At 61.5% G+C, this 12739-nt stretch carries 19 protein-coding genes and 1 pseudogene; 8 read left to right on the forward strand and 12 right to left on the reverse strand.

The features are described from left to right. Positions 1 to 75: 75 nt before the first annotated feature. Together VKR55_RS06970 and VKR55_RS06975 are read right to left on the reverse strand one after the other, a co-directional pair. Positions 76 to 366 carry a hypothetical protein gene (locus VKR55_RS06970; protein WP_324401113.1) on the reverse strand — a complete coding sequence of 97 codons (291 nt, stop codon included), beginning with the start codon at positions 364 to 366 and terminating at the stop codon, positions 76 to 78. A gap of 230 nt (positions 367 to 596) precedes the next feature. After that, the gene (locus VKR55_RS06975) at positions 597 to 893 is read right to left on the reverse strand and encodes a hypothetical protein (protein ID WP_324401115.1); all 297 of its coding nucleotides are present in this window, start codon (positions 891 to 893) and stop codon (positions 597 to 599) included. 415 nt (positions 894 to 1308) lie between these two features. Here VKR55_RS06975 and VKR55_RS06980 point away from each other — a divergent pair, with 415 nt between their 5' ends. Together VKR55_RS06980 and bfr are read left to right on the forward strand one after the other, a co-directional pair. After that, on the forward strand, positions 1309 to 1575 hold the full coding sequence (locus VKR55_RS06980) for a (2Fe-2S)-binding protein (protein WP_324401117.1): 267 nt from the start codon (positions 1309 to 1311) through the stop codon (positions 1573 to 1575). A 131-nt stretch (positions 1576 to 1706) separates the two neighbouring features. Continuing rightward, positions 1707 to 2189 carry a bacterioferritin gene (bfr, locus tag VKR55_RS06985; RefSeq protein WP_324401120.1) on the forward strand — a complete coding sequence of 161 codons (483 nt, stop codon included), beginning with the start codon at positions 1707 to 1709 and terminating at the stop codon, positions 2187 to 2189. A 101-nt stretch (positions 2190 to 2290) separates the two neighbouring features. On the opposite strand, the gene VKR55_RS06990 is transcribed toward bfr, so the two are convergent. After that, positions 2291 to 2893 carry an MSMEG_1061 family FMN-dependent PPOX-type flavoprotein gene (locus VKR55_RS06990; RefSeq protein ID WP_324401122.1) on the reverse strand — a complete coding sequence of 201 codons (603 nt, stop codon included), beginning with the start codon at positions 2891 to 2893 and terminating at the stop codon, positions 2291 to 2293. Between the two features lie 249 nt (positions 2894 to 3142). After that, positions 3143 to 3556 carry a nuclear transport factor 2 family protein gene (locus tag VKR55_RS06995; RefSeq protein ID WP_324401124.1) on the reverse strand — a complete coding sequence of 138 codons (414 nt, stop codon included), beginning with the start codon at positions 3554 to 3556 and terminating at the stop codon, positions 3143 to 3145. Between the two features lie 125 nt (positions 3557 to 3681). Between VKR55_RS06995 and VKR55_RS07000 the strand changes: the two genes are divergently transcribed. Then, positions 3682 to 4377 carry an ArsR/SmtB family transcription factor gene (locus VKR55_RS07000; RefSeq protein WP_324401126.1) on the forward strand — a complete coding sequence of 232 codons (696 nt, stop codon included), beginning with the start codon at positions 3682 to 3684 and terminating at the stop codon, positions 4375 to 4377. A 3-nt stretch (positions 4378 to 4380) separates the two neighbouring features. Here the strand turns inward: VKR55_RS07000 and VKR55_RS07005 are convergent, their stop codons facing one another. Then, complete coding sequence (locus tag VKR55_RS07005) at positions 4381 to 4626, reverse strand: DUF2188 domain-containing protein (RefSeq protein WP_324401128.1); 246 nt, start codon at positions 4624 to 4626, stop codon at positions 4381 to 4383. 119 nt (positions 4627 to 4745) lie between these two features. Here VKR55_RS07005 and VKR55_RS07010 point away from each other — a divergent pair, with 119 nt between their 5' ends. Together VKR55_RS07010 and VKR55_RS07015 are read left to right on the forward strand one after the other, a co-directional pair. Next, positions 4746 to 5012 carry a DUF2277 domain-containing protein gene (locus tag VKR55_RS07010; RefSeq protein WP_324401130.1) on the forward strand — a complete coding sequence of 89 codons (267 nt, stop codon included), beginning with the start codon at positions 4746 to 4748 and terminating at the stop codon, positions 5010 to 5012. Between the two features lie 162 nt (positions 5013 to 5174). Beyond that, positions 5175 to 5591, forward strand: a complete 417-nt coding sequence (locus VKR55_RS07015) for a hypothetical protein (RefSeq protein WP_324401132.1) — start codon at positions 5175 to 5177, stop codon at positions 5589 to 5591. 86 nt (positions 5592 to 5677) lie between these two features. On the opposite strand, the gene VKR55_RS07020 is transcribed toward VKR55_RS07015, so the two are convergent. Then, a complete protein-coding gene (locus VKR55_RS07020; protein ID WP_414642314.1) occupies positions 5678 to 6142 on the reverse strand; it encodes a collagen-like protein in 465 nt (154 codons plus the stop codon). A gap of 113 nt (positions 6143 to 6255) precedes the next feature. Then, positions 6256 to 7023, reverse strand: a complete 768-nt coding sequence (locus tag VKR55_RS07025; RefSeq protein ID WP_324401134.1) for an SDR family NAD(P)-dependent oxidoreductase — start codon at positions 7021 to 7023, stop codon at positions 6256 to 6258. Between the two features lie 245 nt (positions 7024 to 7268). On the opposite strand from VKR55_RS07025, the gene VKR55_RS07030 reads away from it, so the two are divergent. Then, positions 7269 to 7754 (forward strand): hypothetical protein, encoded by a 486-nt coding sequence (locus VKR55_RS07030; RefSeq protein ID WP_324401136.1) that lies wholly within the window; start codon positions 7269 to 7271, stop codon positions 7752 to 7754. A gap of 374 nt (positions 7755 to 8128) precedes the next feature. Here the strand turns inward: VKR55_RS07030 and VKR55_RS07035 are convergent, their stop codons facing one another. After that, positions 8129 to 8512, reverse strand: a complete 384-nt coding sequence (locus tag VKR55_RS07035) for a RidA family protein (protein ID WP_324401138.1) — start codon at positions 8510 to 8512, stop codon at positions 8129 to 8131. A gap of 36 nt (positions 8513 to 8548) precedes the next feature. Continuing rightward, entirely contained in the window at positions 8549 to 9031 is a 483-nt protein-coding gene (locus tag VKR55_RS07040; RefSeq protein ID WP_324401140.1) for an NUDIX hydrolase, read from the reverse strand. Between the two features lie 128 nt (positions 9032 to 9159). Between VKR55_RS07040 and VKR55_RS07045 the strand changes: the two genes are divergently transcribed. Together VKR55_RS07045 and VKR55_RS07050 are read left to right on the forward strand one after the other, a co-directional pair. Then, positions 9160 to 9591, forward strand: a complete 432-nt coding sequence (locus VKR55_RS07045) for a hypothetical protein (RefSeq protein ID WP_324401142.1) — start codon at positions 9160 to 9162, stop codon at positions 9589 to 9591. A gap of 576 nt (positions 9592 to 10167) precedes the next feature. Beyond that, positions 10168 to 10392, forward strand: a complete 225-nt coding sequence (locus VKR55_RS07050) for a DUF6429 family protein (protein WP_324401144.1) — start codon at positions 10168 to 10170, stop codon at positions 10390 to 10392. Between the two features lie 109 nt (positions 10393 to 10501). On the opposite strand, the gene VKR55_RS07055 is transcribed toward VKR55_RS07050, so the two are convergent. The 3 genes and pseudogenes from VKR55_RS07055 to VKR55_RS07065 all read right to left on the reverse strand — a co-directional run. Next, on the reverse strand, positions 10502 to 11014 hold the full coding sequence (locus tag VKR55_RS07055) for an IS1096 element passenger TnpR family protein (RefSeq protein ID WP_324401146.1): 513 nt from the start codon (positions 11012 to 11014) through the stop codon (positions 10502 to 10504). Then, positions 10974 to 11539: pseudogene (locus VKR55_RS07060) on the reverse strand (mismatch-specific DNA-glycosylase). Before VKR55_RS07060 ends, VKR55_RS07055 begins: the two are co-directional and overlap by 41 nt. 156 nt (positions 11540 to 11695) lie before the next feature. Next, positions 11696 to 12739: hypothetical protein (locus VKR55_RS07065; RefSeq protein WP_324401148.1), on the reverse strand; the 1044-nt coding region annotated here is incomplete at its 5' end.

Consider the following 12739-nt stretch of genomic DNA (forward strand, 5'->3'; position numbering starts at 1 on the left):
CCGGATGCGAAACGAAAAAGAAGAAGCCCGGCCGTCCGGCCGGGCTCTTCACGCGTTTCGATGCCGATCGTTAGCTCAATAGCAGACGCGAACCGGGTGATAGTACCAACCGTAGCCGTCCCAATAGCGCCGCTGTTGCCAGTAGCAGCCGGGAGGCGGGGGCGGCGCGCCTTCATAGTACACTGGTCCGGGGGGATAATAGTCCGGGGCTGGCCGGCTGGCCGCAATCGCGCCGCCGACGAGGGCGCCCCCGAGCAGGCCGGCCGCGAGGCCGACGCCCACGCCGTCATGCGCTTTCGCGGGCGTCGCGGAAAGCGAACCCGCGATCGACGCGACCGCAAGCAGGGCAGCAAAGGTCTTCTTCATGTTGGATCAACTCCTGGAGATGGCGCTCTCGGCGCCGGGCTTTGGCGGAACTCAGCAGTCATTTTCGGGACGGCCCGTTGGCTCTAAAGAAACTCCAAAACGGTCAATCCCCGGTAAACGGCCACAGCCTCGTGATCTGAAAAAGCGGTCTTTTTCAGGCGGTTGAACGAACAGCGCGCCGGCAGGACCCGGCGCGCGGCATGTCGGCAGATTTAATGAAGCTGAACGTGCTACTCGCAGACCCGTACGCTGCGGACCCGCCAGCCATAGCCGTCCCAGAAGCGCTGATGCTGCCAGTAGCACGGACCGTAAGGACCACCATCATAACCCGGGCCGTAGTAATAGCCGGGGCCGCCGTAATAGCCGTACGGATAGGGGTTGGAGGCGATCGCGCCGCCGATGATGGCGCCGCCGATCACGCCCGCGGCAAGACCCGGACCCCAACCGCCGCGCCAGGCATAGGCAGGCGAGGCCATCGATACGGCGAGGGTTGCGACGGTGGCGAGCGCCAACAGTGATTTCTTCATGGGCATTCCCCTTAGTTACGAAGCCAATGTAACTCGGCTTCGACAGAAAAGCCTTCTGTTCTTGAGAAAGTTTCACATTCCCGTTGAACGATCAATGAACGCTGTTGCCATATTTTCGATCAATTGTGGCGACGCCTTCTGGCGCAAAAGCGTCGTATTTTCAGGGAGAAAGGGCCCTGGATCCCATCCCTGCGGCTCTTCCGGCACTTCCGTTAGTGGCGGCGGCCGACGTCGGCGGCGGCGATTAGCGCCGCTGGATGTGATCTATCGCAACGACAAAGTCTTAGATCGATTCCAAAAAAGCACGGAAATTTCCGGGGTCAGTTTGGAATCACTTCAAAACCCGGCTTTTCCCTTTGCATCGCGCTGTCGCCTCCAATATCGATGACGGCATCACGGAAGGCTTGCTGTCCTAATGATTGTTTGTTCCTGCAACGTGCTGAGTGATCACGACGTCCGCCACGCCGTGAATTCCGCCGACGACCTTCCGCGAAGCGCCAAGCAACTCTATGGCTGCCTTGGGTGCAGCGCCGAATGCGGCCGCTGCGCGCGCACCATCAAGGGCATCATCGACGAAGCGCTGGGTGCCTGCGCCCTGGCCTGTCAGGCCGGCTGCCCGCACAGCCACGGTGGTGGTGCTGTCAGCCCGGTCGAGACCGAATTCGCCCTCGCGGCCTCCTGATTTTCCTCTTGTCATTGTTGTCCTGTGGCCACCTGCGGCATCAGCAGGGTTGCTCACGCATTCAAACTTTCTTAGAAGCCTTCTAAACTTGAAGTGAGGGCCGCCTTCGGCCCCAATCCTTGGAGTGCACCATGCAGGGCGACCCAAAAGTCATCGACTATCTCAACAAGGGCCTGCGTCACGAGCTGACCGCCGTCAATCAGTACTGGCTGCATTACCGCCTCCTGGACAATTGGGGCCTGTTGGAGATGGCCAAGGTCTGGCGCAAGGAATCGATCGAGGAAATGCACCATGCCGATCGCTTCACCGATCGCATCCTGTTCCTGGAAGGCTTTCCCAACATGCAGGTGCTCGATCCGTTGCGGATCGGCCAGAATGTGAAAGAGATCATCGAGTGCGACCTCGCCGCCGAGCACAGCGCGCGCAATCTCTACCAGGAGGCCGCGACCTATTGCCATGGCGTGAAGGACTTCGTCTCGCGCGATCTGTTCGAGGCGCTGATGAAGGACGAGGAAGAGCACATCGACTTCCTCGAGACGCAGCTCGACCTGATCAAGCGCGTCGGGCTTGAGCTCTACACCCAGAAACATATCGGCGGGTTGGAGAAGGACTGAGAGATTGCTTCGTAGGGTGGGCACTCGCGCGGTGCCCACCATCTTTCCATGATAGCAAACTGGTGGGCACGCTTCGCTTTGCCCACCCTACTAGGCGACAGCTAGAGTTGCGTCTTGTACCGCGCTTCGACCACGGCTTGCGGCTCGGGCTCGCCGAGCGTGGTCTGGTCGTGGATCACCTCAGAGATGCTCGGGAACGACTTGCGCTCGACCTGCGCGGCCGACCACAGCTTTGAGCGCATCAGCGCCTTGCCACAGTGGAAATAGGCCTCGCTCACTGCGACGCGCAGCACCGCGCGCGGCGGCTTGCCGAACTCTTCCATCGCAGCGAGCAGCTTTGGATCCGCGCTCACCGTGCCCCTGCCGCCGACGCGCAGCGTCTCGTCGATCCCGGGCACGAAGAAGATCATCTGCAGCGAGCCCGAGCCCTCGACGATGTTGCGGAAGCTGTCGATGCGGTTGTTGCCGGAACGGTCGGGCATCAACAGAAGGTTCGGACCCTCGACATGGATGAAGCCGGGATTGCCGCCGCGGGGCGAAGCATCGACGCTGCCGTCGGAGCCGGATGTTGCGAGCACGCAGAACGGCGACATCGCGATGAACTTCCTTGCATGCACATCGATCGAGGGCCGCGCCTTCGCGATCACGCGCGGCGTGGGCTTCGGATAGATCGTGGCGAGGTCGCTTGCGGCAAGGTTGGTCACGGCAGGTCTCCCGGATTTCGCTCCGATCACACTATCACCTGCAATCCTGGGCGTCATCCGGCGCTGGCGCGATTCTGGCCCGTCATTGCGAGCGAAGCGAAGCAATCCGGAAATTCGATCCGCACTCAAACTGGATTGCTTCGTCGCGGAGCCTGTCATCGGGCTGCGCTTCGCGCGGACCCGTTGGCTCCTCGCAATGACGCGGGAGCGCCCTAAGTCGTGGTATGCGCGCCCGCCGCCGCTGAATTCCTATTGATGGCCGTCCCGGAGCACGTTCAGCGCATACCAGCCCCAATAGACGCGGTGGCGCCGGATCAGGCCGTCCTCGATATCCATCACCTCGACGAGGTCCATCTGCTCGCCCTCGGGCGAGGAGCGCGGATATTCCCAGGTCAGCACGCGGCCGTCGGTGAAGAAGCCCTGCTTGAAGCGCTTGCGCTGCGGCGGATTGGTCTCGAATACCTTTGTGATGAACGTTCGCAGATTCTCCCTGCCGCGCACGATACCGTCGCGCTGCTTCAGGAGATGCTGCACCAGCGGGCTTTCGATCGAGGCGTCGTCCGCATAGAGCGAGAGCGAGGCTTCGAGGTCGCGTTTGCCGAGCGCCTCGTCCCAGGCGCGGTAGATACGTTCGATGTCCTGGCGGTGGGTGGTGCCGGTCATGGCTTGTTCCCTCATCTTGATTGAGCCTGCGGCGAAGCTCGCAAACTCGCGCGGCCTCATGTTTCATCGAATTCTGAAATGACGCCGCCCGGAACCGGCTATGATCGGAGGCGAGAGAGACTTAAATGATGGTGATGAGGCAGACCGTACAATCCGGATTTTCCCGCATTGCGGAGGCGCTCGGCGATCCCGCGCGCGAAGCCATGGTCTCTGCGCTGGCGCAAGGCAAGGCGATGCCGGCGGGGGAGCTCGCAGCGTTGGCCGGCGTGTCGCCGCAAAGCGCGAGCGCGCATCTGCAGAAGCTCGTGGACGCGAACGTGCTCTCGGTCTGGGCCCAGGGCCGCTTCCGTTACTATCGGATCAGCGACGATGATGTCGCAACACTGGTCGAGAACCTCGTCAATCTCGCGACCAAAACCGCCGCGTCAGGTCACCGCCGCGTGCACATTGCCGAAGAGCTGCGGCAATCGCGCACCTGCTATTGCCATCTCGCTGGCCGGCTCGGCGTGCTCTTGTCCGACGCACTGATGCGTCGCAAGCTCGTCACCGTGAGCGACCGCGACGGGCAGGTGACGAGAAAGGGGATGGCCTGGTGCGAGTCCGAGCAGATCGACTTCAATCCGGCGCGCAGCCCCCATCTCCGGCTCTGCAATGACTGGACCGAGCGCGTGCCGCATTTTTCCGGCGCGTTTCCCAACGCGATCCTGACGCGGCTGTTGGATACGCGGTGCGTCGAGCCTCGGCAAATTCCACGCGCGCTGCGGCTGACGCGCAAGGGCCGCGCCTTCTTCGATCGGCTTGGGGTGGCGGTTCCGTTTTGATCTCTAAGCCGAGTCCTCAACATCCGTCTCGGGACGGTCGCTGCCGGACGCCGTCTCGACGCGCCACTTGCCGTCCCTGGTTTCGTACTGGATCACCTCGGTGCGGCCGGGTGTGCGTTGCTCGGCAGCGACACGCCTGGCGGCGGCAAGCGCCGCAGCATGGCTACGGAAGGTTTCCGAGAACACGCCGTCAACGGTGTAGGCCCAGCCGCCGTCGTGCTCGACGATCTTGTAGATGATCCGGCTCATCGGGAACCCACGGGAAGAGAATGGACCCCACCGGTATTCTAGGCCAAAACGGGTGAGCGATGTAGGATTTTGGCCTGTCCGATCGTTCCCTCAGGAGAGAGGACCTGGAGAGCAAGAAAATGTGCCGCAACATCAAGACGCTGTTCAATTTCGAGCCGCCCGCGACCGAAGACGAAATCCGCGCCTCCGCGCTGCAATTCGTCCGCAAACTGTCCGGCTTCAGCCGGCCGTCGCAGGCCAACGAGGCGGCGTTCAACCGCGCGGTCGACGAAGTGACCGACGCCGCACGGCGGCTCTTGACCTCGCTGCACACGAGCGCTCCCGCGCGCGACCGCGAGGTGGAAGCGGAGAAGGCGCGCGAGCGCTCGCGGCTGCGCTTCGGCTAGAGCATGATCCGGAAAAAGCCTGCCCCGCACTCGATGCGGGGTGAGTAGCGGTTTTCCGATAAAATCACGCTCAGATAGAAGACTTGCAAACAGCGTGACGCAGCTCACGGTGAATTTGCATGGCATTGCGCATGATGGCATCGCTGCAAGCGGAGCTGCGCCATGAGGTTGAACTCGACCACGTCGCTCAAATGGGGCGGATTCGTCGGCGCTCTGCTGTGGAGCGGCTGGATGATGTGGTGGGTCGGATCCTTTGATCTCGCTGCCATCGTCATCATCGCGATCGGCGGTGTCGTGTTCGGCCTGTGCTGGTACCTTGCGATGCGATTCCTGTTCCAGCGCCGGCTGCCACGCGACCGCGATACCGATGCCCCTCGCGGAAAACTCTATCCCTGGATTGTCTGGGCCACCCTGATGACGGTGACGGGAATTGCGACCGCATGCTTGCTCGACCTCGTCGACCCGCTCATTCCCTCCGGCGACTGGCATTGGCTGATCAGGTCGCTGTTCGTCATCGTGGTCTGGCCGGCGCTGATCTGGCCGCTGCGGCCGTTCGTGAAGCGGCATCTGCCGGCCTGAGCTGCGTCAAATATCCATCGTTGGGATCGAAGCTTGGCCGTTATCCTACAGGCGATCAGGCAAGACGAAGTGAGGATGGGCGAGGCTCACTCCTCGTTGTCGTCCTCGTACTTCTCCTTATTCTTGCGCTTGTCTTTCTTGCGCTTCTTCTTTTTCTTCTTGCGATCGTCGTCCTCATCGTCGTCCGACATATGATCCTGCACGGCAGCCTCCAGCGCCGCGCGATCGGCGATGTCTCGCTCGGCTTCGTCACGGGCGTCCTGCTCGCGCTTCCTCCTGTAGTCTTCATAGGCGTCGAAGATCAGGTGCAGCCAGGGCATCACCTGCTCGATCGACGGGAGCGCGCCGGGCGGACCTTGCTCGCCGCGCGGACCTTGTGACCCCTGCGGGCCTTGCTTGCCCTGCGGACCCTGCTCGCCGCGCTTGCCCTCCGGTCCAGGCTTGCCTTGCGGCCCCGGCTTGCCGCGCGCGCCTTCCGGCCCTTGCCGCCCGGGATGGCCTTGTGGTCCCGGAGGCCCCTGTCGTCCCTGACGCATCGGTTCGTTGGCCACGTGCGCGCTCCCTTGTTGACGTCGGGCTTCTTAGCAGACGTTTCAGAACGGCTTCAATTGTGCGCGCCGGACGGGCCCTGCGTGTCAACAGCAAGATGCGCGCTGGCTAAGGATCAAATCGTCCGGTAGCCGCCGTCGACCATCACGATCGAGCCTGACACATAGGCCGACATGTCGGAGGCGAGGAAAATGGCGGGGCCGACGATGTCTTCCGGTTTGCCGGGGCGGCCGAGCGGGGTGTGGTCGATGAAGACTTTCACGAGGTCGGGATTGGCGGCGCGCACCTTCTCGTTCAACGGCGTTTCGATGAAGCCCGGACCGATCGCGTTGACGCGTACGCCGTCCTTGCCGAGCTCGGCCGCGAGCGCCTTGGTGAAGCCGAGCACGCCGTGCTTGGAGGCGGTGTAGGCCGGCGAGCTCGGGGTGCGCAGATGCACGAAGGACTGGATCGAGCCGATATTGACGATGCGGCCTTTGCTGGCGCGGAGCGCGCCGAGAAACGCATGCGTCACATTGAAGACGCCGTTGAGATTGATCGCGATGATGTCCTCCCAATCGTTGATCACGGCTTCCGCCGCGCCCAGCATGCCGTTGCGGCGGGCGATGCCGGCATTGTTGCAGAGGATCGAGACGGGGCCGACCTTGTCGGCGACCTGCTTGGCCATTGCGATGCAATCGTCGCGTCTCGTGACATCGAGCGCAAAGCTCTCGGCCTTGCCGCCGGCGTCGCGGATCTCCTTCGCGGTCGTCGCTGCCGCCTGCTGGTTGATATCGAGCACCACGACGCGCGCACCCTCGCGCGCATAACCGCCGGCGATCGCGCGGCCAATTCCGGAGCCCGCGCCGGTGACGACGGCGATGTGATTTGAAAGCAGGGGCATGACGTTTCCTCTTGTTGGTTGTTGAGGCAATATATCAGGCGGTCTTGCTCGAGCCAGCCCGCATGAGCGTAAGCGATATGCTGGATGCGCTGGTGCCGGACCTCGCGGAGCCTGTCGTTGTCGGCGAGGCCGAACAGCACGAGTTGGACCGTGAGCATGGCGATCCCAGCGGTTCGAGGTAGGAGCAAGCTAATTCAAAATTGAGCGGATGGAAACGCTTCGCGCGCCTTCGGCGTTTTGATGTCATGGACGCGCAAGTTGCGAACTGGAAGCACGCGGTCGAAAAGCTCTGGTCGGCACCATCGCCGGACTGGCACGGGGCGGCGAGGCTGATTGCGGAGATCGCAGCCGCCAGCCAGGACGATACGCTGCGGCGGGCCGCGACGCAGGCCCTGCCGATCCTGCGTCATGCCTCGGTGCCCCGCGCTCCGCGTCCGACGCTCGATGCGGCGCGACGGCGCCTCAGCATCGTGCGCGATGTGCTGCATTCGCTGGCCGCTCCGCGCTTCGGCAGGCGCGGCGTTGTGAAGCAGCTCACGCCCGACCAGCACTACCGCCAGATGCTGGGATTGCCGCTCGACCGTCGGCTGGCGGCGACGGAAATCCATCAGGCGTTCAAGCGGGCCGCCAAGAGCCTGCATCCGGACGCCGGCGGTGACACAAAGGCCTTCCTGGAGCTTGCCGCGGCGCGCGATGCGCTGATGCATCCGCCAGGCAAAAGGGGCGAATGACGACAGCCATCCGCCCCCGCGATCCCTGGTCACGGACTTCAGTATCCGCGATCGGAGTTCGTAGGGTGGGCAAAGCGTAGCGTGCCCACCAAAAATATGAGCGGTGGGCACGGCGCTTTCGCGCCTTTGCCCACCCTACGGACTTGCGTGGCTTCGGGATCGCAGGGCGGGTTAGCGAAAAGCGTAACCCACCATCTTTGCATCAACGCGGAATGGCGGATTACGCTACAAGCTTAACCTCAGGTCGTCATGCGCGGGCTCGACCCGCCTGCGGGGCCGAAGCCCCCTTCGGCGCGGCGAAGGCCCGCGCATCCATCAAGAAGCAAATGTGTTTCGCCTGATGGATTGCCGGGTCAAGCCCGGCAATGACGAGATTAGGACCTGAGCGACGCCACGGCCTCGATCTCGATCAGCATCTTCGGATCGGGCAACGCCACCACCACGCAGGTGGTGCGGGCGGGGTAGGGCGCAGGCCCGAAGGCGCCGGCGTAGAGCGCGTTCATCGCCGCAACGTCGGAGGCGCGGGTCAACAGCACGTTGACCTTGACGAGATCGCGGAAGCTCGCGCCGGCTTCCTCCAGCACGCGCCTGATGTTGGTGACGACATTCCTGAACTGCGCCTCGAAGCTGTCGGGCAGTTCGCGCGTCTCGCCAAAGCCGGGAATGCCGGAGATGTAGAGCAGATCGCCCACGCGGGCGGCAAAGGAGAGCGGCGGCGCCTTGAGGCCGGGCGGCGGTGGGAAATGTTTTATCGGCATGGGATATCCTGAGCGACGGTCAGTTGCGTTCAACCTTCAGAGCTTACGGCGTGACGATAACAAATCCAACCTCTCGAGCAGGGCCTCGATGATGGGCCGCTGTCCGCGCGTGACCTTGACGAGCGCCGCTTCGGGGCTGAACCAGTCCGCGCGATCGGCTTCCGGAAACGCCTGCATTCGCCCGGACCTCGGCGGCCATTCCATCGCAAAGCTGTTGCTCCTGAACGCGGCGAGATCGAACTCGCCTTCCATCGCCCAGGCGAACACACGCTTGCCGCCCGGTTGTTTGAACACGCCGAGCTCGATGAAAGGCCCGGCCGCTTGCGCGCCGGTCTCCTCCGCAAATTCGCGCCTGGCGGCTGCGAGCGCATCCTCGCCCTCCTCGAACAATCCCTTCGGGATCGACCATGCGCCCTCGTCCTTCCTGGCCCAGTACGGCCCGCCGGGATGCACCAGCAGCAGGTCGACCATGCCATGACGGCGGCGATACATCAGGATGCCGGCGCTTTGCTTCGTCATGTCCGAGGTCTCGAGCCTTCAGTCGCTTTTTGGATGGGCCAGCCGTTGTAATTTGCCCGCGGGCGAAATTCAGCGATGATGCTCGAATCACCAAGCGAACCCGGACAACACCTGCAGGAGGTTATCACATGACGCTCTCATCCGCCCTTCGCGCCGCGCTGGTCGCGATCATCGCTTGCGCCGGCCTCACCGCGGCGCGCGCCGACGAGGGCACCGTGTCGCTGGTGATCTACAAGGCGGGCTGGATCATCGGCGGCTCCGGCGGCCGCGGCGTGCTGCATTTCCACGGCCACACCTACGCGCTCAGGACCGGCGGCATCGATTATGGTCTGGTGTTCGGCGGCTCGAAGACGATCCTGCGCGGCCGCGTCAGCCACATCTATCAGCCCTCCGACATCGCCGGCGTCTACGGCGCAGCCGGCGCAGGGCTCGCGGTCGGCTCCGGCGCCCGCGCCATCGTGCTCACCAACCAGAAGGGCGCGGTGCTGGAATTGTCCGGCACGCAGGTGGGGCTAATGGCGAATGCGGATCTGAGCGGGCTTGCGATTTCGATGCCGTAGCGACGGCGACTGCCAGTCGACCTTCGTCATTGCGAGCCAACGGGTCCGCGCGAACGCGCGGCCCGATGACAGGCTCCGCGAAGCAATCCATGTCGCCGCTTGCTGAGACCTGGATTGCTTCCGCCTTCGCTCTGCGAGCTACGGCGGACACGTCGTCGCTTTCGCTCCTCGCAATGACGAGCGGAGACATCTGATTTACATGTCAAACAGCAATGAAGGCGCAAGTCGGCATCCTCGCGGCACGATATGCCCGAGCTTTGCATGACTTTCGCGCCTCTCATGAAGCAAGGGCGCAGGGAAAGCCGGGTGCCGATTGCACCCGTGGGCCCCGTGCAACAAAAAGCACGGGGGTAGGGCCACAGGTGAACCGGAGCAACGCCGGCTTTCCCTGCGCAGTGGTTTACGGCTTACTTCGCGCTATCCCAAACGAAGGCGCAAGCGTATCCCACCATTGTCGCCTTGCGTTAAACGCAAGCGCTTGTCCGGCGTCTCTCAAAAAAACGAACGCGAAAGCGATTGCAGTCGCCTCGATCCTGATTACGATTGGCGCAGACTGATCTGGCCGGGAGCCTTGCGATGCCTCTCAACACCGACAAGATCGACGACACTGCGCTGGCGCTGCTCTATCTGACCCTGCACGACGGTTACAGGGCATGGAAAGGCTTTGATTGGGATGTGCTTGGCCGCCTGCACGACAAGGGAATGATCCACGACCCAGTCGGCAAGGTGAAATCGGTGGCTTTCACGCCGGAGGGTCTGGATCGAGCGAAGCAATTGTTCGAAGCGATGTTCAAGACGTAAGGCGTAATGGCCTGGTATTCCTTGCTCGAGTGTGAACGCCCATCATTTCCCTCGGCCGGCGCGGCGGCGGATTACAGTTTGTCGATCCGTCCTGCGGTCGACGGTATCATCATCGCTTGCCAAACTTGATCACCTCACCGGTCAGGGGATTGACCCCGTAGCGTTCCCCGTCGTCGATGTCTTCATCGGGATCGGGATATTGCGGCGGCGCGTTACCGCGTATCGTGACAACGCGCGGATATCGCACCTTTGGCAGCTTCGTACCCATCTGCTTCAGGCTGACGCGGAACCGCCACTCGTCGCCATAGTCGAACAGGAAAATCAGGCTGTGGCCGACCACGGGAAATGCCTGCGAGACTTTCGTCTTTTTGACGCTGAAGACGCCCGGATCAGCCTCGCCCATATCCGCGAACAATTCATATCGAGGATCGACGCGCGTCAGCTTGGCCGGGGTCAACCCGCTGTAGAAGCCGAACGCATGATCGAAATCGAAGCCGAAGGCGTTCGTTATGGCTTCGGCCAACCTGTAGAGGGACGTGGATGCTCCGACTTCGATGTCGCGGTAAGTGGACCGGTGTCCATTAAGCGCAGTCCGTAGGATGAAGGTTTCGCTTGAGGCCACGTTCGATTTCCCCTTCGTGCCGAGTCCGCTTGATCCACTCGGCCAGTTCCCGCCAAGGCTGCAACGTCCAATGTCCTGAGGCTGCGCCAGATGGTGACGATAGCACAAAGATGTCGGGAAAATCGTGCGTCGGTTGCTGTTTAACCGAGAGATAGCGCGTTGGTCGGCCTGTTGTAAAACAGGCTCGCCGCCTTCTTGCTCGTGAACGCAATGGTTCGGGGATGATAGGTCTGGATCTTTGCCGTGAAGCCGGCGACGTCAAAGCAATCTGGTCGTCCATCCCCGCACCGGACTTGAAAGATCGGTGAAACCGATGCCCAATTCGAGCAGCGACGCGAACTCGTTCGGCTCATGTCGCCGCGACGTAATCCCGACTTCGTGCAATGCGCGCCAGAAGCGGTTGCCCGGATGAGCGTAGTAATGGCCGACGCTGGCGGAGCGCGTGCTGGCCGCCGTGCCGACGAAGACGAGGCGGAGATCGGCGCGGAGCTGATCGTGTAGACGGTGATGATGGCTGTAAGGCATAGCCCGCATGAGCGTAGCGATATGCGGGACGAATATGAACCCAGCATGTCGCTTCGCTCATCCGGGCTGCGCTTGCTGGAGTTAAACGGAATCTCGCGCACTATTTTTTTCAGAACTGATGTACAGCGACCGGGGATATCTCTTCGTGCATCTGGGCTAAGCTTGGTCAGCGCTTTTTTGCGTGCTGTCAGGCTCCTCGTCTATCTCCCAATCCTCATCCCGAATGCGCGGTGAGAACGCCAGGAGCCCGTCATCAATAGCATTATTTTGCCTCATAGCGAGAGCGCGAATAGCGAAGTGGTGCGAGCTCCCATCGAAGCGTTTTCGGGGGCTATGGGGCTGATCGCGGGGTGATAGCGTCAGTACATATTCTTGTGCGTATTTTACTTCGAGCTCACGCTTTTGCCTAATCGCATCGAATCGCGCTCGCGCTGCTACAGGATCGTTGGCAACAATAAAAGTCAAAGCAATATCGTTAAAAAGCATTGTGGCATCGTGCGGTTGCCCGTCTTGACGGTGCATTTTCTCAATGCGCTTCAAATAAGTGCTGGCATCTTTCGCCGATCGCCCCGACATGCCGCGCAAGACTGAAAACAATCGAAAGAATTCCGGGCTGCCCGAATGAATGATGTCTTCGATGATCTCGTCTACGATCTTTACGCCAAATCTTAGCGAAAGTTTTCTCTCTCGATTGGGATAATCGGCGTCAATACTTTGCCCAAATGAATCGTCTATCAATACTCTGTCAAACCGATCCGGCAGCGTGAGTCGCCGGGTCAGATGAAATGCGAGCAATGCAGCTTCAGTGCCATACATGAGATAGGCATCTAGGATAGATCGCGTAGCAAAATAGTACACAAAGTCGAAAGCATTACTGAGATAGGTCGCTGCAACTTTGAGATCGAAAATGCTAATTGGGACGATGTCGGCGACGCGAGCATTCTCAAGTATTGTCCTGATGAAAAGAGGATAAGCCGGTATTTCATGCGTCATAACGGATACGCAAACTACTTGACGAACATCCTTGAGTTTGTCGATGTCTCCTGTTCGCGACGAAATAGGAGATGTCCCGATCGCTGTTGAACTACGTCGGGCCGACGTTGCCGGAATGAATGTTACGCGGCCCTCGTGACGTGGGCAACGGGTTTGATCGTCATGCGATCGTGGTGAGCTTGAAGGGCCGCACGCAGAACCGACAAT

It is taken from the genome of Bradyrhizobium sp. (assembly GCF_035309285.1).
Classification (GTDB): domain Bacteria; phylum Pseudomonadota; class Alphaproteobacteria; order Rhizobiales; family Xanthobacteraceae; genus Bradyrhizobium.

Bases quoted from the DNA above. Each gene is read 5' to 3' on its own strand.
- VKR55_RS06970 (WP_324401113.1), bottom strand. From the start codon at position 366: ATGAAGAAGACCTTTGCTGCCCTGCTTGCGGTCGCGTCGATCGCGGGT.
- VKR55_RS06975 (WP_324401115.1), bottom strand. From the start codon at position 893: ATGAAGAAATCACTGTTGGCGCTCGCCACCGTCGCAACCCTCGCCGTA.
- VKR55_RS06980 (WP_324401117.1), top strand. From the start codon at position 1,309: ATGATTGTTTGTTCCTGCAACGTGCTGAGTGATCACGACGTCCGCCAC.
- bfr (WP_324401120.1), top strand. From the start codon at position 1,707: ATGCAGGGCGACCCAAAAGTCATCGACTATCTCAACAAGGGCCTGCGT.
- VKR55_RS06995 (WP_324401124.1), bottom strand. From the start codon at position 3,556: ATGACCGGCACCACCCACCGCCAGGACATCGAACGTATCTACCGCGCC.
- VKR55_RS07000 (WP_324401126.1), top strand. From the start codon at position 3,682: ATGATGGTGATGAGGCAGACCGTACAATCCGGATTTTCCCGCATTGCG.
- VKR55_RS07005 (WP_324401128.1), bottom strand. From the start codon at position 4,626: ATGAGCCGGATCATCTACAAGATCGTCGAGCACGACGGCGGCTGGGCC.
- VKR55_RS07010 (WP_324401130.1), top strand. From the start codon at position 4,746: ATGTGCCGCAACATCAAGACGCTGTTCAATTTCGAGCCGCCCGCGACC.
- VKR55_RS07015 (WP_324401132.1), top strand. From the start codon at position 5,175: ATGAGGTTGAACTCGACCACGTCGCTCAAATGGGGCGGATTCGTCGGC.
- VKR55_RS07025 (WP_324401134.1), bottom strand. From the start codon at position 7,023: ATGCCCCTGCTTTCAAATCACATCGCCGTCGTCACCGGCGCGGGCTCC.
- VKR55_RS07030 (WP_324401136.1), top strand. From the start codon at position 7,269: ATGGACGCGCAAGTTGCGAACTGGAAGCACGCGGTCGAAAAGCTCTGG.
- VKR55_RS07035 (WP_324401138.1), bottom strand. From the start codon at position 8,512: ATGCCGATAAAACATTTCCCACCGCCGCCCGGCCTCAAGGCGCCGCCG.
- VKR55_RS07040 (WP_324401140.1), bottom strand. From the start codon at position 9,031: ATGACGAAGCAAAGCGCCGGCATCCTGATGTATCGCCGCCGTCATGGC.
- VKR55_RS07045 (WP_324401142.1), top strand. From the start codon at position 9,160: ATGACGCTCTCATCCGCCCTTCGCGCCGCGCTGGTCGCGATCATCGCT.
- VKR55_RS07050 (WP_324401144.1), top strand. From the start codon at position 10,168: ATGCCTCTCAACACCGACAAGATCGACGACACTGCGCTGGCGCTGCTC.